We start from the raw sequence: 20138 nt of genomic DNA on the forward strand, positions 1-20138 counted from the left end.
TTTTACATTGTTGGACATAATAAAAAACGCTCATCATTGATGAGCGTTTTTTATTAGTGCGTTAACGGTATCGATTAATGAAACGACTCTGCGCTATCTTCATCATCTTCTTCGTCATCCATATCAGCATCGTCGCCGACGAAATAAGTGCCCCAACCGTCATAATCAACTTTTTGCTTCACGGCAAGCTGTATCAACTGCTCACAGGCTTTATCAAGTAGTGGCGTTTCCAATTTGTGATAAGCAATCGCATCAAAACAGAAAATAACTGAACCATCTTCAAGTTCCATTTCTTCTGCATCGTTAACTTCAAAACCAAGCTTAAATGCATCAACAGCGGCTTTTTCTAAACGATCAAAGTTGGTCGCAGAAAAATGATGTTCAATTGTATATTCCGCATCAGGCTCTGAACCATCAGCAAGTAAGGCATCAACAATTTCGCGGTTTTCTGCAAATTGCTCTTTTAACTGACGCTCGACAGACATGGATTACTCCGTTAATAAACACAAAAATATTGGCCAATTATACTCAAACTCAACTGAGTTGCGAACTTATCACTCAGGTTTAGTCGTGACTTTTTGATTTAACGCTAGCGCTTCTTCGTTTATCTCAGCCAACTTAGCCGACATGGCTTGATGCACTTTCGCACTGAAGGCTTTTACATCACTTTTAGTCAAGCCTTCTGTCGGTATCGGCTCCATCATCTCAACAATCACCACGCCGTTATTCCAGCGATTTAACTTAATGTGATTTTGACAAGACGCCAATACGGGAACCACAGGCACCTGTGCACTAATGGCTGTATGAAACGCTCCCACTTTAAAAGGTAATAAACCACGACCTCGTGAGCGAGTGCCCTCTGGGAAAATCCATACAGATAACAGCTTGGTTTTCATTTTCTCAACGGTTTTGGCCATAGTGTCAAAAGCACTGTGACGATTTTTACGGTCAATCAGGATATTACCTGACAGCCAATAAATTTGACCAAACAATGGCATCCACGCCAAACTTTTCTTGCCCAGGCTGACTGTTCCCTTTGGCACTGCTGAAGTATGGGTAAATAAATCAAAGTTATTTTGATGATTAGCTAAATAGATACATGGCTGTTGTGTGTCATTTGCCGGGTTAGTTCGGGTGATCACTTTAATGCCAAGTACAGGGGCAACAGAGGCAAAAATCTTAGCGATCACATGTACGTTGTCGCGATGCATTGGTCTAATAAGACAAAAAACAATTGCAAATACAAAGGCTAAAAACAATAACACGGCGAGAATAATTGAACGAGCGATAAGCAGCACAGCATACTCCTGCAAAATAATTGGCGACAGTATAACGATGCAGGTCTAGGGACTCAATTATTTTGTTTACATATGTACGCTGAAATACTCTGCCCTGCAATACAGGGCAGAATAACACGATTTATGTGACAGCTATGCGACAACCTCAAAACAACCCTTGACCAGTCTAGTCGTTGATGTCATAGCAAAACTGACAGGTTAAGCGGTGGTAGAACGAAATTTAATTAACTGTCTAAACATTAAAGCACTGACGGCTAAGGTTGCCACAATGGCAGCACCACTGGGCAAATCGTAAGTTGCAGACAACAACAATCCTGCAATATAACCGATTATGCCGACAACATATGCCCAAGCGAGCTTAGATTTACCCGTATATTTATTTAACGCCAATGCCGGTAATATTAATGTGCTAAACACTAAATACACTCCAACCAGCTCTACCGACAAGGTAATGACGATGGCAAATAAAAAGTAAAAACTCGCACCATCAAGGAGCTTTGGCCTAAACGTAATTAGCGCTAAAATAACGGCGGACACCACTGCAGGTAACACAAGTTGCGACCAACTTACCCACAAAATCTGCCCTGACATTAATTGCTTTAACAGCTCAGCGCCATGAGGATCATTCGCCAGCAATAGCATGGCTGCCACAGCGCTAAGCACATAAAAGCAGCCAATCATCGCTTCCAACTCACCGGTTAACCTTTTTGCCATCCATGCAATCACGCCGGCACCTGCTAGCGCAAATAATGCCGGCATCCACATATGTACAAAAGGAATATCCTCAACACTATGATCCATGTGTGAGACTATTGCCCCTAGTGCTGCAACCTGAGCAATGGCTAAGTCGATAAAAATAATACCGCGCTTAAGCACTTGCTGCCCTAACAACACATGAGTCGATAACACCAGCAAACCAGCCACTAGCGCGGGCAGCAATATCGACAATAGCTCAGCATCAAACATAAGATTATTTCACCCCGTTAAGTAGAGCGAATAAACTGTCATATAAGCTAAATAAGTCTTTGCTTTGATCATTGCCACCCACGGACATAGGTAACATCAATACCGGTAAGTTAGCACGTTCACCTAACCATTTGGCACCACGTTCATCTTGATAAGACGCCACAATCACCGCCATAACATCACCTTGCTCAGCACGAGTCAGTAAGCTTGCTAGGTGACTACTTGTTGGCGCTAAACCTGGTTTTGGCTCAAGATCAGCCACTTGTTCAATCCCAGCCCAGTTAAATAAATAACGGAAACTCGAATGATAAGCGATGACCTTTTTACCGGCTAATCCTTTAGCTTGCTCTTGCCACTGAGGAATTTTGGCCTGCCAGCGTTGGCTAAAATCAGCGAGTGATTGCTGATATTCGCTACTGTTTTGCGGATCGAGTTCGATCATTTTTGCACTAAGAGCCTGAGCAATGGTCAGCATACGCTCTGGGTCTAAGTGTAAATGCGGGTTGCCTTTAGCGTGTACGTCCCCCATTGAACGCTCAACACTCGCCAATTTATCCAAAGTCTCAACTTGATCTGCTGCAAAAAACAACCCTTCATCGGTTGATTTAACCTTAGGGTTAGATGCTTTCATCTGCAGCATAGGCAGCCAGCCGATTTCTAAATCGGCGCCCGCACATACGACTAAATCAGCTTGGCGCATTTTAGCGATTAAGCTTGGACGCGCTTGCACTTGATGTGGATCTTGCATAGCCGTTGTTGCCGAGTATATGTCGGCCGAAGGGGCTAAAGTTTTGGCTAAAGAAGCATATTCAGCCTCACACGCAAACACGTTAAGTTCCGCTTTTGCTGTCGCGGTAAACAGCAGTGGCATTACTGCCACTGCTAAAAGCAATTTAGAATTGATGCGCACCGTGAGCTCCTAATGTCATTACGTACTGTAGAGTAAATACATTGTCATCTTCAACACCATCAAAGTTAGTGCCTTCTTGATGGGTAAACTGAAAACGAACTGCCGTGAAATGACTGCTATGCCAAGCAAGGCTGACTTCGGTTTCTTTCAGCTTTTGTGGATCTAAATGATCTTCATGGATTTCATAAGTATCCACTTCGCCATAACGCACACCGGCGGATACAGCTTGGAGAGAACTGATAAACGCTGCTTAAATACCAACCTTCATGGTAATCATCATCACTGATTTCATGATCATCTAGACCATCATCAATATGACCAGGCTCTTCACCAAAAATATCAGTCACTCTGAAGTATTCACCACTGAGGGTTAAGTTCTGATATTTGTAGTTACCATTTGGCGCCCACTTATAAACAAAGTCAGCAATGTAAGTGTTTTCACCGGTATAAGACGCACTGTGGCTATGCTCATGCTCATCAGCGACTTCCTCTTCTTCATCTTCATGCTCTTCGGCATAGGCTAAGCCATTTTCATTACGTAAATAACTTAAGCCTAGCTGCCATGAGCTCTCAACCCCAATATCACCACCAATTTTGGTTAGTGCAGTAAAGACACCGACATCGTCAAAATCGCGGTCGCCATGTTCATCAGCAGCGCGTAAGCTATCACCAGAAAAAGCTTCAACACCCATGGTCCAATACAGATCAGTTGGTGCAACATAACTTAAGCGAATACCATCGTCATAATAATGGTTACCTAAAAATGCACGGTATGCTGCTGGGCGCTCAGTGAACGAATCGGTATGCTTATGTTGATTATTTAAATAACCAATATCAGATAAAAAACGACCTGCACGAGCAGAAAGGCCACTTGGCAGTGCCAGTGTTTGGATAAAAGCTTCTTCCAAGTTTAATTCAGTTTCGCCATCAGCCGACTCAATAACGGTAGTGATTTTACCGTAAAAGTTGTCATCAATATTGGCACTTAACGCTAACTCAGTTTCGCCGAGCCCAAAGCCCTCTTCTCGCTCAGCCAAAGGGCGATCACCCGTTTGGTAATAACCATCTAAAACAGCACTAATATTAGGGTTAGTTAAGCTTGAATCTTCAGCCATTACCGAATAAGAACTAAACGCACATGCTAGTGCTAATAAAGAAACGCGAGTGTTTAACGCAGACATAATATCTCCAAAATACAACAAGTAGCCGCCATCTGGGTTTTCATAAACCGGTAAATAACGGAAAAAATAATTAATTATAGTGTTGGACTAACGAGATACAGGAGGGGCACGGCTTTGGTAGTAAGCTTGAAATGCGCTAACAAGACAAGGCAATATGAATTGCAGACGTTCAAAAGTTTGCTTAGTTGCTATAAAAACAAGTTCGCTGCTGTGAATAGTTTTATTAAGCTGATGTTGATGAAAACATAAGGTACAGTGATTTTGCACCCCATCATCAAGATGGCGAACTGAGTGCGCAGACGCAGCAATAGACAACACGATCAAAATGGCACTAAGCCAGATCGCAACGGTTTGTCTAATGTGAATGCGTGAACTCAAAGTCTGTCATCCATTAAGTTAATAAAATTAAGTGCAATTGTAAAATAGCGGTGCTGAAAAGCAACAGGTAGATTGTGACAAATCATGACGATGATTATCATTTTCATTTATAAACTATTATAAAGTGGTTGATATTTGATCAATCAAAGCAATTTTAAGATACCCTTAAGCTGTGGCTCATAACATAACGACTGACATTGTAGATAAGCATAAGTAAACAAGTATAAAGGACTCATTCCATGGCACAATTTATTCGCGAAAACATTGGCATTATCTTAATCATGGTTATTGTTGGTATCGTCGTACTTGGCGGAATTTACTATGTTGAGACGTCTTTAGAGAGCCAAGTGATTGTGGTCGATTAAACACTCATTGATTATGGCTTGTTAGCAACGCTGGCATCATCTGCTGGCGCTTCAACCATCTTTAAATGATCCATAATGTGCGACAAGCCGACGACAATCACAGCTAAAATAACCAGAGGTGTAGTTATCGTAGCGGTGCCATCAACAAAATAGCCTACTGCAGCCGCAATAACCCCACCATAAAACCCTGCTATTTTAGCCACAGCCAACGACTTATTATGCCCAAGCCATGCAGCACAATGTGGGCACTGCACTTCAACCGAAAGTCCTTTACCGCGGCTTTCAGTCACTTTAGCAATCGAAAAATGTTTATAGCAATGAGCACATTGCAGAGCCATGTTGAATATCCTAAATCAATAATGCGTGCAAGTTTATCAAATTAGCCCCCGAATAGCAGCGCCAACATAGCTACAGTTACGGTTTTCTATTATCATATTTGCAACTTAGCCTCAAAGGACGATCTTATACCATTTCCATTAATTATGTGACCAATCAGCTGCAACTAAACAAAAAAGCTCAAGTCAGTGACTTGAGCTTTTTGTTGTATTAGCAAAGGCTAAAGGTAAGTCACGCTACCGTGTAAATGCGGCCTGCGACCTTTCGCATCACGCATTTCAAAGCTTTTGCCATTATCGATACTTTCAAAGGCAAAGGTCACTTCCGATGGCATAAATACCGGCAATTTAAATTCAACATCAACCTGAAAAGCGCGTTCGCCAATGTGCGGCATCAATTGCGATAACGCCCGAGCTTTTGACCACATACCATGAGCGAGTACCCGTTCAAAACCAAAGCGTTTAGACAATAATGGATGCAAATGTATCAAATTATAATCACCCGATGCTTTAGCATAACGGCGGCCTAAGTCTTCGGTTAAACGCCATTGCTGAACGTTTTCCCAAGCCATTGCTGATGCCTTAGGTGGGCGAGTACGTCGACCCGTTGATTCAATACGATATAAATAGGTCGACAATGCTTGCCACACTAACTCATCAGCAACAAACACCTTAGACACTAAGTCAAACTCAAGCCCCGAATCAGTATGACGACTGTCGGTGAGTTCACATTGTACGGTTAAGGTTTCATCTGCACGCACCGGACGAAACGCACTAATGCTGTTTTTTAAATGGATCATCCCCAACAATGGGAAAGTTACCGCTTTATGCGTAAAAATAGTCGCATGTAACCGAAAAGCCCACACATATAAATAGGTGGGTGGCAGTATTGAACCATCAAAGTCAAAACCACACACTTCAGCATATTGACGAATTTTCTCTGGCGACGCTATCACGTTCGACGCTTGCACATAAATGTTAGGCAATGGCTTTTGATCCCAACCGGGTTTACGTCCGAACAAGATTTTGCGATACAGAGACAAAAGCGAAGGCATCGCTTTTAATTCAATAGCATAGTCGTGACTCACAATGATTTACCTTAACTAGGCAGCCCAAACTGATGCGCTGCAAAAAAGTGAATCGTTTATTATACCTTACAGAGTCTTAGTTACTAAACTGCTAATTGATTATTACGTTTAAATCTTAGTATGGCTAATCGTTATTTTGATGTAATCGACAAATTTCATTTACCTTATTAATACAATTACTGATTTTTCTTTACCTTTTTTCAGCCACAATGAGACAATTACTCTTTCAACCTGACGACAATTGTATTCCACAGTGCAAGATAAAAACTTCGATAAACTTAGCCTCAAATTTGCGAAAAACATATACGGCACCACTAAAGGTGAAATTCGCGCAGCAGTATTATGGCGTGACTTAGCGCCTGCATTAACAAGCCTTGAACAACCTCGTCTGCGCATATTAGATGCTGGCGGCGGCTTTGGTTTCTTAAGTCAAAAACTCGCAGCATTAGGCCATGATGTGGTGCTTTGTGATATTTCAGAGCAAATGCTCGCGTTAGCTAAACAGCAAATTGCCGAGTCTGACACCCCCTTATCGATTGAATTAGTCCATAGCCCTATTCAAGCATTAACTGTTGAACAGTATGGGCAATTTGACGTTATTTTATGCCATGCGGTTGCCGAATGGCTTATCGATGCGAAATCCACCTTGCAAGGGTTGTTGAAATTGCTAAAGCCTTGCGGCTTATTTTCATTGATGTTTTATAATAAAGAAGCACTGCGTTTTCACAGTTTAGTGTCGGGTAATTTTGATTATGTACAGCGTGATCTTGTGGTTAAAAAGAAGATTGGCTTAACCCCTACTCACCCTTTATACATCGAAGATGTGCGCCAATGGTTTAACGAATGGCAAATACACATCCAGACTCAATCTGGAGTAAGAGTTATAAACGATTATCTAAAACAGCATTTGCCGCCTCATTTTGACACTCAGCAGCTAATTGAAATGGAATTAGCCTATTCACAACGCGAGCCATATTTATCACTCGGTCGTTATGTACATTTTTTAGGACAATCATCAGTCACGTCAACGTAATAATTGCCACTTTTTGAGACTAGCATTGTAGTAAGGTGCAGCGCGTTACGGTGGCACCTTGTTGCCTCAACAGTTCAGGAATAGCTTGTTGACCAACAATATGCCCCGCACCTACCACAATAAATAATTGATCTTGCGCCTTAGCTTGTAACAGTCTGATAATTTTTTGGCTCATGGTGTGATTACGTTTCCAGAGTAATTTGTCTAAAAACTCATCCGACTCTCCGGCCTGCGACTCCATAATAGTGGCCAGCGCATCGACATCGCCTTGACGCCAAGCATGAATTAAATCGAGCATTTCTGCATCACTGGCATTAATGGCTTCATCGAGCATTTCCAGTTGAGTTTTATGTGAAAACGATGAAATCAGGTCAAATTGAAACTCAATACTTTCAAGCTCAATCAACGCTTTACCATTACGGTTTTCAGTAAAATAAGCATCAACGCCTTGCTCTGTACTATAACCTAGCTCAGCAAAGCGGCTGACGCTGATTTGAGTTGATTGAAGCCAAGGGGCATACGGTGCTAACGCTTGACACATCGCCTGATGACTTAAGCAATATTGCTGGCGCGTGGCATCAACCTCTGCGGCAATATCGGCAGACAAGGCACCATATTGTTGCAATAATGCCCCCGTATCACCTTGGGACACATCAGCCTCAATAGCCAAAGCATCTGACTGCTTAAAAGCCGACTCAATGTGTTGGCCTAATGGGTAAAAATCTGCACGCCCAATATGGATAGAGCCTAACAAGTATGCCTGCTGATCTTGATAATTAATTTTATAAAATACCGGCGAGTCTAATGCCGCTGCTGGCCATACCACGGCACATAAAAGCAAGGCGATAACACGACTACAATGTTGCAGTAAACGGCGATGAATCAAGCGGACATTCAAATTAAACCGACTTTTCCTTGTTGCCTGCATGGCAGCTCCTTATAATTAGTCATATTCTTTGCACAAGCACCATGGGGCAATTATGCCGTACACCAATGTTTTTCTACAGATAAAAGAAAACCTGCAAATAGCCTACCGACAAGCGATTGATTCTGACGCTCGTCTTGATGAATTACGTAAAGCCGGTCACGGTAAATTTGTCGCTATATTTACAGAAGATCAAGGTTTTACTGAAAGCAGCAATCGCTTTCTACCTTATGTTCAAGAACTGGTTGCCGAATTTGATGCCATGCAAAATAGCACTCATGTCACACCAGAAAAACTCGAGGCATTCGTTAAAAAGCTTGCCACTCTTCTGCAAACGCTACAAGTGTTTAAGCTCTCAAAATAAAGACCAACAAGAATACTAACCGCTGAAGTGCTCATCACTCATTGCGTTTATGATGTCATCATTGGGGCTGTTCCCTTCACTGAGGGGAACACTTATCACGTTTCACGTATTGCCGATCGATCCCACCGTAACTGAAATCTTTTTGTCATAATTTCGCCATAATATTGCCTACTTCAGTAATACTGTCGTGCACAAAGCTGCACGAAATTCAACATTGGCAATGCTAAGAGGCCTTAATCATGATCGCACCACACCTTGCCAAAGCGCTTGAAGACATTATTGAACAACAGTCGATCGAGGCAGTATTTCAACCCATCTTTAATGTATCAACCAACCAACTTCATGGCTTTGAAGCACTCAGTCGCGGACTAAAAGACACTGAATTACATTCGCCTTTTGCATTATTTTCAACCGCAGAAAAGCAAGGGAAACTAAGTGAACTTGAAACCTTATGCCGCAATATTTCAATACATGCGTTTGATGCGAGACAACTTAACGGTAAATTATTCATTAATATTTCACCTAAGGCATTATTAGATCCAAACCATCCTAAAGGCATCACATTACAGTTAATCAAACAACTCGGCATAGCCCCTAACAATGTAGTGATTGAACTGTCTGAGCAATATCCCGCAGACGACATTGATTTACTTAAATCATGCTTAAATCATTATCGTAATCAAGGTTTTTTAACAGCGATTGACGACCTTGGCGCCGGTTATTCTGGCCTACGTTTATGGTCCGAACTCGCACCTGATTATGTCAAAATTGATCGTCACTTTATTCATCAAATCGACATGACAGCGGTAAAACAAGAATTTGTACGCTCCATTGTCGAACTTTGTCAAAATCTAACATGTAAAGTGATTGCCGAAGGCATAGAAACCAATGAAGAACTCACAACCTTAAAACAATTAGGTGTGACCTATGGTCAAGGTTACTTTTTAGGCAAACCTGCTATTCAGCCTCAACAGCACTTTACCCATACCGAACCCAATTTGATTTATCAGCCACATACGCGATACTGCGACACAGCAGAAAGTTTATGCATAAATGCAGTAACCGCTTCATCAAATACTCGGCTAAAAAAGCTCAGCTTACAATTTTCAGAGCAACCCGCATTGCAGTCCATTGTAATTGTTGATAACGACCTTGTGCTAGGCCTTATCAATCGCAGTGCATTATTAGAATTGTTTAGCACCCCATATGGCCGCTCACTTCACGAAAATCACCCAGCTCATATCGTCATGGATACTGAAGTATTACAAATTGATGCTAATGAACCATTAATCAATGTCAGCCAATTACTGACGTCAGATAGCGTTAACAACGTCGCACAACAATTTATTATTTTGCGTCACCAAAAACTTATCGGCATAGGTCACACAAAAGACTTGTTACAGCGGATAACAGAACACAGAATAAAGATGGCACGGCATGCAAACCCACTCACAAACTTGCCTGGTAATGTCCCCATACAGGAAGAACTTAAACGCCTAAAACTGCAAAATAAATCGTATTATTTAGCCTATTTAGATTTAATACCAATTCCACTAATTATCTGGTCATTCAGCGGGAATTCTGTACCTTCTAAGCAAGTAATAGGATTGTAGGCATAGTTGCTCTACGTCAAAATACTATTAAGCAGCATAGAAGGTACAGAAACCCGCCTTGCAGGAGACGCTCAGACAGTCCATTTCTTTGTTGCATTGCCTTAGAAGGGAATAACCATTATTTCAACAATGCGCCTCAAACTGAACAGTCTGAGCGACTCTGATTGGTCACATAATTAATGGAAATGGTATAAGCCACTTTAAACCCTATAACGATGTTTATGGATTTTTTCGTGGAGATGAAGTCATTCAACTATTGGCTCATTTATTACTTCCACATCAAAGCGATCAATGCTTTGTAGGCCATATTGGTGGCGATGATTTTGTAATGATAAGCATGCAAGATGATACGTTATTAACATGCCAAAGTATTATTGAACAATTTGAACAACATAAAATAAGTTTTTACCAGCACACTCATTGGCAGGCTCAATCCATGTCAGCTCATGACCGTCAAGGTCTTCCTTTTCAATATCCTTTGGTCTCATTATCTATTGGGGTGTTACCGCCCCAAATTACTCAGCATGCTACCGAGTATGAAATATCAACGCTCAGTGCTCAAGCTAAAAAACTTGCCAAAAGCGCTAGCAATGGACTTTATCTATATGAATAAAAGGCAGGGTCTATCTAAAGTAAACATTGCCTAAAAAGAGTAACCATTGGTTATAATTTAGGTTCAACGCTCTTTTTCAACCAATCGGTAAACAAGGTCGTTTCATATTGGAATGGCCTGTCGTTTAAACGGTGCGAGTTAAACATAAAGCTCATGTCGGTAATCTTCTCATCACCAGCAAGAATCACCTTATCGCCCTCATTAACGGTGTAACTAAACGTCGCTCTTGGTGGGTATAAATCCTTTACAATACGTAAATCGCCAGGCGTCGCACCAAAAGTTGGCCGCATATCACCGGCTAAATCTAGGTTCGTCACTTGCATATGCAAGGTTTGCCCAGGCTTAAGTGATTTTTCAGCTTGTTTGTTAATGTTTTTAGTAAGGGTGTCAAATAGGCGAGTCTCAAAACGAGATTGGCGTTCGGTTGACGTTTTTATATCACGAAAATCCTTTGGACTTTGCCATTCAATTTTTACTACGCCAGCTTCAGTTATAGGATTAGGCTCAATGGCATCTTCAGCCATTGCGACTGGAGCCACAAATGCAGACGCTAACAGTAAATATTTTATATTCATAATTGATCTCCAATATGCCAACACGTTATCTCTATCAATGCCAATGCCGTAAATAGTGAAGTTGAAAAGCGATAGAATAACCTTGATATATCCACTTTAACGCCAACAAGCTGAACCAAGCCTTAACAGAATGGGGATTAAATGTGACACTTAAAATGGAAATCGATCGCTCAATAAAGGATAGGTTTGGCGCATTATTTTAGGTTTAGTACTGAATTTTTTACCCGCTGGAGTGTGTTGGCCTGACGGCACAAAAGGCAACTCTTGCCCTGTTCTGTCCTCATATATTTGCCCTGCGATAAGATCATAATCTTCCACAAAAGGATAGGCGTAATCGTCAACAAGAGGCCATAGGTCGAGTTCGCCCAAAATGTCAGGATTATCTACTATTTTATCGTACCATTGCTGCCCTAACGACAATAAAAAACATCTAAATTCAGCAAAACCATAATCCGAATCGCACCCAGTAATAATGTAGGCTGCGCCCCAAACCGACCACAAATAGCTGCGACGTAATTGTTGTCCCATCATTTTATCAAACGCGTTAAGTGACTCATCATCTAAAAGTTGTAATTTATCGCGTAATTGCTGTGCCACTTCATCAGAAGATAAGCTTGGTTGTTCGCGCGTTACCAGCGCCCAAAAATCGGTTTCTGTCATCAAAATATACCCACATAGTGTATTTGTGCGATATTCTACCTGAAATTTTCTACCCAGATGACCAATATGAACCAGATTGCGCAATCCACTATGCCATTACGAGTTAAAGCCTTGGTATGTTTGTATATTTTACTCACTCTTATCGCCTTGTGGCGCATGACCACCTTTTACGCGTTTGACTTACTCACGCTAGGTGTATTACCGCTGTTATTTGGTGTTCTTACCCGCGCGCCTTGGATCAAAGTTGTTCTGTTTGTGTATCTTGGTTTGCAAACGATGGCCTCGTCGCCATGAGCACCACCGCCATTATTGCTTACAAAATTACACCTGATGACGTCAATTTGATGTTCCAAGGTTACAACATTCCGTTAATTCCACTATGGTTAGTATTGGTATCGTTAATCGGCTTTCAATGGTGGGTGGGGCTATCTAAGGTCATGACGCAATATTTGAGCTCAAAAAACAGATAACTGTTACCCGAAATAGAAATAGAAATAGAAATAGAAATAGAAATGGAAATAGAAATGTCAAAACGGAAATCAATCTATGCCAAGTTTGTCACCTAATGAGTTGTCGATATTATTGCTTGAACCATCTGATACACAACGTAAAATTATTATGTCCCACTTGCAACAAGAAGGGGTAAGCAGCATCCAAACTGCGACAAGTATCGGTGAAGCTAAAGCAATGATTTCACGCCACAAACCTGACTTGATAGCCAGCGCACTTCACTTTACTGACGGCGAAGCGTCTGATTTATTGCAGTACATTAACAACACTCCAGCACTCAATGATATTCAATTTATGTTGGTATCAAGCGAATGCCGTCGTGAACAATTAGAGATTTATAGGCAATCTGGTGTCGTGGCTATTTTACCGAAACCCTTTAATGCAGAGCATTTAGTCACCGCGCTCCATTCAACCATTGATTTTTTGAGTCACGACGAGCTCGATTTAAGCCATTTTGATGTGCACAATATTAGAGTACTGGTGGTCGACGACAGCCGTATGGCTCGTAACATCATTAAACGTACTATTACCAATTTAGGCATGCACTTTATCACCGAAGCAGAAGACGGCGCACAAGCCATTAAACTGATGCAAGGCACAATGTTTGATTTGGTCATCACCGACTACAATATGCCCTCTGTTGATGGTTTAGCGCTTACCCAATATATTCGCAACCAAAGTCAGCAGTCACACATACCGATCCTCATGGTGTCATCAGAAGCGAACGACACACACTTAAGTAATGTGTTTAGTGCAGGCGTCAATGCCCTTTGCGACAAGCCATTTGAGCCACAACTGGTCAAGAAAATCCTTTACCAACTGCTCGAAGAGTAAATACGCTTACTTTTGCGGCATAATTTAGGCTTATTTTGCCCTAAAACCACTACAGATACTGAATTTATAGGATAAAGTGCTTTTAAACCGCCATAGCTTGTGGCATGTTAATGATGTTTTAAAAAACACTTCTATGGAAAGCAGAGAATATCAATATGAACAAAAGTGAATTAATTGCAAAAATCGCTGAAAATGCTGAACTAACTAAAGCTGAAGCTGGCCGCGCACTAAAATCTTTCGAAGAAGCGGTAACTGAAGCCATGAAAAATGGTGATAAAATTTCTATCGTTGGTTTTGGTTCATTTGAAACCACTCAACGTGCTGCACGTACTGGTCGCAATCCACAAACTGGCAAAGAAATTCAAATCGCAGCAGCGACAGTGCCTAAGTTTAAAGCCGGTAAAACATTAAAAGACAGCGTTAATTAATTTTCGCTTATGTCCTTTGACGAAAACCTCCTTATGGAGGTTTTTTTATGCGTAAAATTTAACGAATGGCAGAAATCAATTCAGTTTATGGTTTAATCTCAAGTCAATACCACAGATCTACAATTGCACAAAAAAAGTGCAATCCTGCATCATTAAGCAGCAAGCGGGTTGCTACAAAATGTGGCATCGCAAATTAAGATATTGATTAATATCAAATAATAAAAGTGGCATGCGATTAGCTAATTTATCATCAGACAAACCGACATTGAGTATGTTTAAACCATAAATAAATGGCTCAGTGACAATAAAACATTAAGGGATGAAGATGAAAAAATCACTATACCAAGCAATTGCATTATCAACAGGTTTACTATTGAGCGGCAGCGCCCTTGCTGAAGTCACTGGCAATATTGGCGCGACGTCAAACTACTTATGGCGCGGTACCACTCAAACCAGTAACGAAGCGGCTATTCAAGGTGGTCTTGATTACGCACACGATTCAGGCTTCTATGCCGGTACTTGGGCGTCTAATGTCGATTTTGGTGATGAAACAAGCTACGAGTTGGACTTTTATGGTGGTTACGGTGGTAACTTCACTGAAGATTTAACTTACGATGTAAGCTACCTTTATTATGCTTACCCAGATGCAGGAGCCAGCATTGATTTCGGTGAAATAGCAATTGCTCTTGGTTGGAAATGGTTAGACGTAGGTTACTCTCAAGTGGTTAATGCTGATTCAGATGTGTCTGGCGCATCAGACGAAAAAGATTGGAGCTACATCCAAGCTAATGCAAGCTTCCCGTTAACAGAAAAGCTTAGCCTTGCATTACACTACGGTTATTCACAAGGTGATGTTGTTGAAGATTTATTTGGCGACACTTACGCTGACTACAACGTGACATTAAGCGCAGAAACAGACATGGGTACAGTGTCGTTTATGGCTTCAGACACTGACTTACCAGACAGCGATGTTAAAATTGTTTTAGGCTACTCTTACGGCTTCACACTTTAAGCTATCACACTCTTTTTAATGAATAAAATGCCACTGTTTAATTCAGTGGCATTTTTGTATCTGTAGGAAAATTAGATCCATAACACAATTTTTGTTTAAGTCTGTAGCAAGAAAAAATTTTGCTGCTAAGCTCAAATTGAAAGGTAAAAATAGTTGTCCATATCAGACAAAAACTTTTACTTTTCTATTGGTATTTTTTAGTTAGAAAGTGCTCATTGAATTTGTTTTCGTTTTCCCATTCAACTTGAGGGTTTCGTTATGGCTAATCTTACAGATCGAGTGCCAGATGATACAGAAATTGACGCGATGACAACACCTAGAGGTGCTAAGTCAGCGGAGTCATTACAGCATAAGCGTCAAATTAAACGCAGATTAGAGGATTTTCTCGAACAAGCACAATTACGCAAAGCAATAGGTGATGACGACTTTTTCTAGCAAAAAGGGATAAACAACTGTTTATCCCTTTTTAATTGAATTAAACGATGTGTTTGCCTGTTTTACTGCCGCTTCTGTTTGTCTGAGTCTGGGTTAGCAGCAGCTCAGCTTTAGCACCTAAATAGACATACACACCTAACCCTACCAATAATCCAACCACTGCGAGCATCATCAAGATTGCAGGCTCTATATAGTGCTTTTCGCCTAATGATGCTTTAAACATGGTCAGCAGAGCCTCAATTGAAATCGCAATCAAAATCGTCGAGATAAATCGCGTGATCGTCCTGCGAGTCGAGCTATGCCTAAAAATATCTTTATGCATTAGCACTTCTTCTTCCAAAATGGTCTTACCCAAGTCAAAAATGGCCAGCGCCAAGGTTAAAAAAATGATAATCCCAAAAGGCTGCAAAGGATCATGTCTCGCTGAGGCTTGGCTAAAAAGATCATAAATATCCAAGGTCACCGTCCACATCAGTACACTCACTAACACAAACAAACATAAAACAATGGCCGCATAGATACTCTTAAAAAAAGGCGACATTTTGCGTCTTGCACTATCACCCATCATAAATTCAATTAAGCGGGTCAGATTTACGTCAATCACCACAATGCCGGTTTTCCCCTCCGACGACCTAAGAATTTGAGACGCCGACAAACACAAGCCGCCACCCGCATTAGACAAATATGGCCGCGTAATGTGTGCCGTATTTGCTTCAGAAAGCTGAGTAAAATACGGTCGCTGACTCCGATCGGCTTTTTTGCCATTATTTAACAGTTTAACTTGTTGATTAACGACACTGATATTGGGGCTAACTTGAATACCTTGCTCATCGAGCAAGTAGATAAGTTCAACAAACGGGTAGCTCACCGCCATATCTTCAAAGACTTTGGCTGATACCGGTTTATCAAATAAATTAACGTCACCCACCCCCACTAAAATAGACTCCAATAGTTCGTGCACTAGGTTTTCATATTCATGATAACGCTCTATCACGCTCAAATAGCTCATTGCTGCCATATGCTTTCCTTTTAATAGACACGACAATTAAACAAAGCAGTTTTAGTGCCAAAACAATAAATATTTATTTTCAGTAAGTTAACTTAAATTCTTAGCCATTTTTTGCGCCCCAAATATCCAATTTGCACCATACTGGGGCTAAGTGGCTTGCGTTTATTTCATTGCGTTTTTGTGAGTAACCTCTGCTAATATAAGTCAAACATCATGATTCAGGTTTTCTAAGACAATGTCTGATTCTTTATTGCGTTATCAGCAAGATATTCGTCGTTTTTCTGATGAATTAATTCGCATCCAAGCACCGATTAAAATTTTAGATTCAATAAAATGGCTCAAGCAAATCGAAGATGATTTTCTAGCAAAACAAACTAAACAACTGCCTAATATCAGTAATGATTTTTACCAAACTATTCCGTTAACATTTAACGCTGCACAAACTCAAACCGACTTACAGGGTTTAAAAAATGCCATTGAGCGTGGTCTAGGTAAACATGACAAACTCGGTAAGATTTTATTAGCCAATATCGATCAATATCGAATCGTCATCGACATGCTGCACAACCGCGGCAACCCTACGTTTGGTAAACTCAGCCAAGAACTCTATGGCAGTGCAAGTCATAAATTGCATGGCGATCGACACACTCTTCGCCAACTGGGCGATCGTTTAAGCCATATATTTTCATTACCCGCAGCGCGTCATATGAGCCAACGCCACCCTAAAATTGTCAGCGCACCTGAAGCGGTAGAGATATTAAGCGAACGCTTGGTTAAATATTTTCATCATGATGAAATCCACGTTAAATTAAGCGACGGTATTGCCTCAGATGCTGCGGTAGGTGGTGATACCGTTAAGCTTAATACCCGAGCCATGTTCAGTGAGTCTGATTTAAATGTCTATGAAGTCCACGAAGGTTGGGTGCATGTTGGCACGACTCTCAATGGTCGCGCTCAACCTCACGCCACATGGTTAAGTGTGGGCTCACCACGGGTAACCGCATCGCAAGAAGGCTTAGCGGTATTAATGGAAATGCTCACATTAAGCTCTAATCCAGGGCGTGCTCGTCGTATTAGCGATAGGGTTTCTGCGGTTGATATGGCCGAGCAAGGAGCCGATTTTATTGAAGTCTATCGCTACTTTAGAAACCTTAATTTAAGTTCAAAAGACAGTTATCGAGTCACTCAACGTGTATTTCGTGGTGGCATGGTTGGCGGCGGCAGCTTTTTGACCAAAGATATCTCCTATGTGCGCGGTTATGTTGAAAACATTAACTTTATCCGCAGTGCTATCAGCAGCGGCTTGCCTGAACTCATCCCTATGTTATTTTTGGGTAAATTGGCCATTGAAGACATTCCAGTTCTGTACCAAGCCTACCAAGAAGGGGTGATTGCTCAGCCCAAGTATTTACCGCCAATGTTTACCGATATTAGTGGTCTTTATGCTTGGTTTGGCTTTGCTTCTGGCATAGGTAACATTGACCTAAAAGGAGTTCAGCGTTATTTTGCCAACCAATTTAAGCATGTTATTCCAACCTCTGCGGTCGACTTATTTGAAGACTCAGAATTTGATAACAACTTCGAATAACTGACATTGCTAAGTGTGGCATTGGTCACACTTAGCGCAGTAAACAAGTGCAATAGTGTTTGTATGTCTATGTTTGAGACCCACCATGAAGCACTTACTCAGTTCAGCATTACTCTGCAGTTTTATCCTCATAAGTGGTTGCACACCCGCGCCCCCAGACCAAGCGTTGGGCACCTTAGAGCGCGACCGGGTTTTATTACGCTCAACTGCGGCTGAAATCATTACCGCTCAACCAATTAGAAAAGGCATGCAAGTAAATGCAGGTGATTTACTTGTGCAATTTGATACCCATAAACAAGCTGCGCGCCTTGCGGTAATGCAAGCGGATGTCGTTAAAGCCGAAGCTTACCTGCTTAAACTCACCAATGGTGAACGCCCAGAGGATATTGCCAGTGCCAGCTCGGCGCTAAAAATTGCTAATGCAGCAAAAATTGAGGCACAAAAGTCGTATCAACGTAGTGCCAGTTTGCTTACTAAACGTTTAGTGAGTGAAGCTGAACTCGACCACGCTCTAGCGCTTAGGGATCAAGCCAATGCCGAATATGATGCTGCCAATGATTTACTTACAAAAATGGTTAAAGGGGTTCGCCAAGAAGATATTTTTCAAGCTCAAGCTGCGCTTGATGCCGCTAATGCCAATTTACGTTATGAACAACAGGTGTATAGCGACCTCAGCATCCGGGCAACCCGCGCAGGTAAGCTAGATAACTTGCCCTATAACGTTGGAGAACGCGTGCCACTGGGCGCTGTTGTTGCGGTAATTCAAGCTGATGAGACGCCCTATGCCCGGGTATATATACCAGAACCTTACGCCGCCAAATTACAAATAGGCCAAACGCTTAAGGTGAGTGTTGATGGTATCGACACTCACTATAATGGCACATTACGCTGGTTCAGCAGTGAGCCCGCTTTCACGCCCTACTATGCCCTTAACCAAGCTGACCGCTCAAGGCTGGCGTTTTTAGCCGAGTTCACACTGGACAGTTCGGCCAATGCATTACCGACAGGCATACCTGTTCAAGTAATATTAGCGGAGTAACAATGAGCGCGTTTAGCGACCCGCAATGGGTTATTCAAGCACAAGGGATTAGCAAACAATTTGGCGATTTTACTGCAGTAAACCAAATCGACCTTAATATCCCTAAAGGCCATATATACGGTTTTTTAGGCTCAAATGGTTGTGGTAAATCCACAACAATACGAATGTTAACCGGACTGCTAACCCCAACAACTGGCGACATTAATGTGTTGGGGTTAACCATTCCTAAACAAGCTGAAGCATTGCGCCAACACATTGGTTATATGACCCAAAAGTTTTCGCTATATGACGACTTAACCGTTAAAGAAAACCTGCAATTTATTGCGCGTATTTACGGCATGAAACGCGACCTATCACGCGCCCGAATCGATCAACTACAAAGTACCTATAAACTCAGCCAATACCAGCATCAATTAACAGCCACCCTCAGTGGCGGACAACGCCAACGACTTGCCCTTGCCTGTGCCTGTTTAAACCAGCCCAAATTATTGTTTTTAGACGAGCCAACTTCAGCCGTTGACCCACAAAATCGCCGCGACTTTTGGGAACAATTATTCGACTTATCAGAGCAAGGCACCAGCATTTTAGTGTCAACCCATTATATGGATGAAGCCGAGCGCTGCCATAAAATTGCCATTATGGAAAAAGGCACAATCAAAGCAGATGACACACCTAAAGCATTAATGGATAACATCAATGCTCATGTTATTGAAATTAACGCATCAGAGTTAAGACCGCTAAAACAGGCATTAATTACTCACGCAGAAGTGAGTTCAGCAGCACAATTAGGCCATCGTTTACGGGTGTTAATTGATAAACAAATTGCCGATCCTATTGCCTGGGTGTTACAACAATGTCAGCAATATCAACGCCAAATCAATCCGCAAGATATTGCAATTGTGAGTGCTAATCTTGAAGATGTGTTTGTAAGCCATACCGGCAAAATGAGCACACCACCCGATACGGCTAAGGCGTAACG

At 41.6% G+C, this 20138-nt stretch carries 25 protein-coding genes and 1 pseudogene; 14 read left to right on the top strand and 12 right to left on the bottom strand.

Features of this window, described 5'->3' with window-relative positions; all coding sequences use genetic code 11:
- Positions 1–74 precede the first annotated feature (74 nt).
- From rraB to N4T56_RS16710, 6 genes and pseudogenes are all read right to left on the bottom strand, one after another.
- Positions 75–485 (bottom strand): ribonuclease E inhibitor RraB, encoded by a 411-nt coding sequence (gene rraB, locus N4T56_RS16685; RefSeq protein ID WP_261734007.1) that lies wholly within the window; start codon positions 483–485, stop codon positions 75–77.
- A gap of 69 nt (positions 486–554) precedes the next feature.
- Positions 555–1298, bottom strand: a complete 744-nt coding sequence (locus tag N4T56_RS16690) for a 1-acylglycerol-3-phosphate O-acyltransferase (protein ID WP_261734008.1) — start codon at positions 1296–1298, stop codon at positions 555–557.
- 198 nt (positions 1299–1496) lie between these two features.
- A complete protein-coding gene (locus tag N4T56_RS16695; RefSeq protein ID WP_261734009.1) occupies positions 1497–2264 on the bottom strand; it encodes a metal ABC transporter permease in 768 nt (255 codons plus the stop codon).
- Positions 2265–2268: 4 nt separating this feature from the next.
- Positions 2269–3174 (bottom strand): metal ABC transporter solute-binding protein, Zn/Mn family, encoded by a 906-nt coding sequence (locus N4T56_RS16700; RefSeq protein ID WP_261734010.1) that lies wholly within the window; start codon positions 3172–3174, stop codon positions 2269–2271.
- Positions 3158–4355: pseudogene (locus N4T56_RS16705) on the bottom strand (hypothetical protein). The gene N4T56_RS16700 and the pseudogene N4T56_RS16705 overlap by 17 nt, the downstream one beginning before the upstream one ends.
- An 87-nt stretch (positions 4356–4442) precedes the next feature.
- Entirely contained in the window at positions 4443–4733 is a 291-nt protein-coding gene (locus N4T56_RS16710) for an ABC-type zinc uptake system zinc chaperone (protein WP_261734011.1), read from the bottom strand.
- A 239-nt stretch (positions 4734–4972) separates the two neighbouring features.
- Between N4T56_RS16710 and N4T56_RS16715 the strand changes: the two genes are divergently transcribed.
- Positions 4973–5098 (top strand): hypothetical protein, encoded by a 126-nt coding sequence (locus N4T56_RS16715; protein WP_261734012.1) that lies wholly within the window; start codon positions 4973–4975, stop codon positions 5096–5098.
- Positions 5099–5109: 11 nt separating this feature from the next.
- On the opposite strand, the gene N4T56_RS16720 is transcribed toward N4T56_RS16715, so the two are convergent.
- Both N4T56_RS16720 and N4T56_RS16725 read right to left on the bottom strand, forming a co-directional pair.
- Complete coding sequence (locus tag N4T56_RS16720; RefSeq protein WP_261734013.1) at positions 5110–5436, bottom strand: hypothetical protein; 327 nt, start codon at positions 5434–5436, stop codon at positions 5110–5112.
- Positions 5437–5654: 218 nt separating this feature from the next.
- Positions 5655–6488 (bottom strand): MaoC family dehydratase, encoded by an 834-nt coding sequence (locus N4T56_RS16725; protein ID WP_390904134.1) that lies wholly within the window; start codon positions 6486–6488, stop codon positions 5655–5657.
- A gap of 286 nt (positions 6489–6774) precedes the next feature.
- Between N4T56_RS16725 and N4T56_RS16730 the strand changes: the two genes are divergently transcribed.
- Complete coding sequence (locus N4T56_RS16730) at positions 6775–7554, top strand: methyltransferase domain-containing protein (protein ID WP_261734015.1); 780 nt, start codon at positions 6775–6777, stop codon at positions 7552–7554.
- Positions 7555–7573: 19 nt separating this feature from the next.
- On the opposite strand, the gene N4T56_RS16735 is transcribed toward N4T56_RS16730, so the two are convergent.
- The gene (locus N4T56_RS16735; protein WP_261734016.1) at positions 7574–8482 is read right to left on the bottom strand and encodes a TraB/GumN family protein; all 909 of its coding nucleotides are present in this window, start codon (positions 8480–8482) and stop codon (positions 7574–7576) included.
- A 52-nt stretch (positions 8483–8534) separates the two neighbouring features.
- On the opposite strand from N4T56_RS16735, the gene N4T56_RS16740 reads away from it, so the two are divergent.
- The 3 genes from N4T56_RS16740 to N4T56_RS16750 all read left to right on the top strand — a co-directional run bounded on the left by N4T56_RS16740 (position 8535) and on the right by N4T56_RS16750 (position 11069).
- Positions 8535–8843 (top strand): prephenate dehydrogenase, encoded by a 309-nt coding sequence (locus tag N4T56_RS16740; RefSeq protein ID WP_261734017.1) that lies wholly within the window; start codon positions 8535–8537, stop codon positions 8841–8843.
- Positions 8844–9082: 239 nt separating this feature from the next.
- Entirely contained in the window at positions 9083–10456 is a 1374-nt protein-coding gene (locus tag N4T56_RS16745) for an EAL domain-containing protein (RefSeq protein WP_390904076.1), read from the top strand.
- Positions 10457–10646: 190 nt separating this feature from the next.
- Positions 10647–11069: a diguanylate cyclase domain-containing protein gene (locus N4T56_RS16750; protein WP_261734859.1), complete on the top strand. Its 423-nt coding sequence runs from the start codon at positions 10647–10649 to the stop codon at positions 11067–11069.
- A 50-nt stretch (positions 11070–11119) separates the two neighbouring features.
- On the opposite strand, the gene N4T56_RS16755 is transcribed toward N4T56_RS16750, so the two are convergent.
- The gene (locus N4T56_RS16755) at positions 11120–11644 is read right to left on the bottom strand and encodes a DUF3016 domain-containing protein (protein ID WP_261734018.1); all 525 of its coding nucleotides are present in this window, start codon (positions 11642–11644) and stop codon (positions 11120–11122) included.
- A gap of 150 nt (positions 11645–11794) precedes the next feature.
- Positions 11795–12304 (bottom strand): DUF4240 domain-containing protein, encoded by a 510-nt coding sequence (locus N4T56_RS16760; RefSeq protein ID WP_261734019.1) that lies wholly within the window; start codon positions 12302–12304, stop codon positions 11795–11797.
- A gap of 66 nt (positions 12305–12370) precedes the next feature.
- Here N4T56_RS16760 and N4T56_RS16765 point away from each other — a divergent pair, with 66 nt between their 5' ends.
- The 6 genes from N4T56_RS16765 (at position 12371) to N4T56_RS16790 (ending at position 15523) form a co-directional block, all read left to right on the top strand.
- On the top strand, positions 12371–12598 hold the full coding sequence (locus N4T56_RS16765) for a hypothetical protein (protein WP_261734020.1): 228 nt from the start codon (positions 12371–12373) through the stop codon (positions 12596–12598).
- Entirely contained in the window at positions 12595–12774 is a 180-nt protein-coding gene (locus N4T56_RS16770) for a hypothetical protein (RefSeq protein WP_261734021.1), read from the top strand. Before N4T56_RS16765 ends, N4T56_RS16770 begins: the two co-directional genes overlap by 4 nt.
- 76 nt (positions 12775–12850) lie before the next feature.
- Complete coding sequence (locus N4T56_RS16775; RefSeq protein WP_261734022.1) at positions 12851–13648, top strand: response regulator; 798 nt, start codon at positions 12851–12853, stop codon at positions 13646–13648.
- Between the two features lie 155 nt (positions 13649–13803).
- On the top strand, positions 13804–14076 hold the full coding sequence (locus N4T56_RS16780; protein WP_011638950.1) for an HU family DNA-binding protein: 273 nt from the start codon (positions 13804–13806) through the stop codon (positions 14074–14076).
- A 325-nt stretch (positions 14077–14401) separates the two neighbouring features.
- Positions 14402–15088: a TorF family putative porin gene (locus N4T56_RS16785; RefSeq protein ID WP_188918280.1), complete on the top strand. Its 687-nt coding sequence runs from the start codon at positions 14402–14404 to the stop codon at positions 15086–15088.
- A 258-nt stretch (positions 15089–15346) separates the two neighbouring features.
- Complete coding sequence (locus N4T56_RS16790) at positions 15347–15523, top strand: PA3496 family putative envelope integrity protein (protein ID WP_188918281.1); 177 nt, start codon at positions 15347–15349, stop codon at positions 15521–15523.
- A gap of 40 nt (positions 15524–15563) precedes the next feature.
- Here N4T56_RS16790 and N4T56_RS16795 read toward each other — a convergent pair whose 3' ends face one another.
- Positions 15564–16541, bottom strand: a complete 978-nt coding sequence (locus N4T56_RS16795; RefSeq protein ID WP_261734023.1) for a PDC sensor domain-containing protein — start codon at positions 16539–16541, stop codon at positions 15564–15566.
- Between the two features lie 226 nt (positions 16542–16767).
- Between N4T56_RS16795 and N4T56_RS16800 the strand changes: the two genes are divergently transcribed.
- From N4T56_RS16800 to N4T56_RS16810, 3 genes are all read left to right on the top strand, one after another.
- Positions 16768–18120 carry a flavohemoglobin expression-modulating QEGLA motif protein gene (locus N4T56_RS16800; RefSeq protein WP_261734024.1) on the top strand — a complete coding sequence of 451 codons (1353 nt, stop codon included), beginning with the start codon at positions 16768–16770 and terminating at the stop codon, positions 18118–18120.
- Positions 18121–18205: 85 nt separating this feature from the next.
- Positions 18206–19159, top strand: a complete 954-nt coding sequence (locus tag N4T56_RS16805) for an HlyD family secretion protein (protein WP_261734025.1) — start codon at positions 18206–18208, stop codon at positions 19157–19159.
- Positions 19160–19161: 2 nt separating this feature from the next.
- A complete protein-coding gene (locus N4T56_RS16810) occupies positions 19162–20136 on the top strand; it encodes an ABC transporter ATP-binding protein (protein ID WP_261734026.1) in 975 nt (324 codons plus the stop codon).
- Positions 20137–20138: the final 2 nt, after the last annotated feature.

The organism is Shewanella phaeophyticola, assembly GCF_025398315.1.
Lineage (GTDB): Bacteria > Pseudomonadota > Gammaproteobacteria > Enterobacterales > Shewanellaceae > Shewanella > Shewanella phaeophyticola.

Excerpts from the sequence above, each read along its gene's own strand:
- N4T56_RS16810 (WP_261734026.1), top strand. The coding sequence starts at position 19,162 with ATGAGCGCGTTTAGCGACCCGCAATGGGTTATTCAAGCACAAGGGATT.
- N4T56_RS16770 (WP_261734021.1), top strand. The coding sequence starts at position 12,595 with ATGAGCACCACCGCCATTATTGCTTACAAAATTACACCTGATGACGTC.
- N4T56_RS16790 (WP_188918281.1), top strand. The coding sequence starts at position 15,347 with ATGGCTAATCTTACAGATCGAGTGCCAGATGATACAGAAATTGACGCG.
- N4T56_RS16780 (WP_011638950.1), top strand. The coding sequence starts at position 13,804 with ATGAACAAAAGTGAATTAATTGCAAAAATCGCTGAAAATGCTGAACTA.
- N4T56_RS16695 (WP_261734009.1), bottom strand. The coding sequence starts at position 2,264 with ATGTTTGATGCTGAGCTATTGTCGATATTGCTGCCCGCGCTAGTGGCT.
- N4T56_RS16720 (WP_261734013.1), bottom strand. The coding sequence starts at position 5,436 with ATGGCTCTGCAATGTGCTCATTGCTATAAACATTTTTCGATTGCTAAA.
- N4T56_RS16725 (WP_390904134.1), bottom strand. The coding sequence starts at position 6,488 with ATGCCTTCGCTTTTGTCTCTGTATCGCAAAATCTTGTTCGGACGTAAA.
- N4T56_RS16715 (WP_261734012.1), top strand. The coding sequence starts at position 4,973 with ATGGCACAATTTATTCGCGAAAACATTGGCATTATCTTAATCATGGTT.
- N4T56_RS16800 (WP_261734024.1), top strand. The coding sequence starts at position 16,768 with ATGTCTGATTCTTTATTGCGTTATCAGCAAGATATTCGTCGTTTTTCT.
- N4T56_RS16765 (WP_261734020.1), top strand. The coding sequence starts at position 12,371 with ATGAACCAGATTGCGCAATCCACTATGCCATTACGAGTTAAAGCCTTG.
- N4T56_RS16755 (WP_261734018.1), bottom strand. The coding sequence starts at position 11,644 with ATGAATATAAAATATTTACTGTTAGCGTCTGCATTTGTGGCTCCAGTC.
- N4T56_RS16745 (WP_390904076.1), top strand. The coding sequence starts at position 9,083 with ATGATCGCACCACACCTTGCCAAAGCGCTTGAAGACATTATTGAACAA.
- N4T56_RS16740 (WP_261734017.1), top strand. The coding sequence starts at position 8,535 with ATGCCGTACACCAATGTTTTTCTACAGATAAAAGAAAACCTGCAAATA.
- rraB (WP_261734007.1), bottom strand. The coding sequence starts at position 485 with ATGTCTGTCGAGCGTCAGTTAAAAGAGCAATTTGCAGAAAACCGCGAA.
- N4T56_RS16805 (WP_261734025.1), top strand. The coding sequence starts at position 18,206 with ATGAAGCACTTACTCAGTTCAGCATTACTCTGCAGTTTTATCCTCATA.
- N4T56_RS16735 (WP_261734016.1), bottom strand. The coding sequence starts at position 8,482 with ATGCAGGCAACAAGGAAAAGTCGGTTTAATTTGAATGTCCGCTTGATT.
- N4T56_RS16775 (WP_261734022.1), top strand. The coding sequence starts at position 12,851 with ATGCCAAGTTTGTCACCTAATGAGTTGTCGATATTATTGCTTGAACCA.
- N4T56_RS16785 (WP_188918280.1), top strand. The coding sequence starts at position 14,402 with ATGAAAAAATCACTATACCAAGCAATTGCATTATCAACAGGTTTACTA.
- N4T56_RS16795 (WP_261734023.1), bottom strand. The coding sequence starts at position 16,541 with ATGGCAGCAATGAGCTATTTGAGCGTGATAGAGCGTTATCATGAATAT.
- N4T56_RS16760 (WP_261734019.1), bottom strand. The coding sequence starts at position 12,304 with ATGACAGAAACCGATTTTTGGGCGCTGGTAACGCGCGAACAACCAAGC.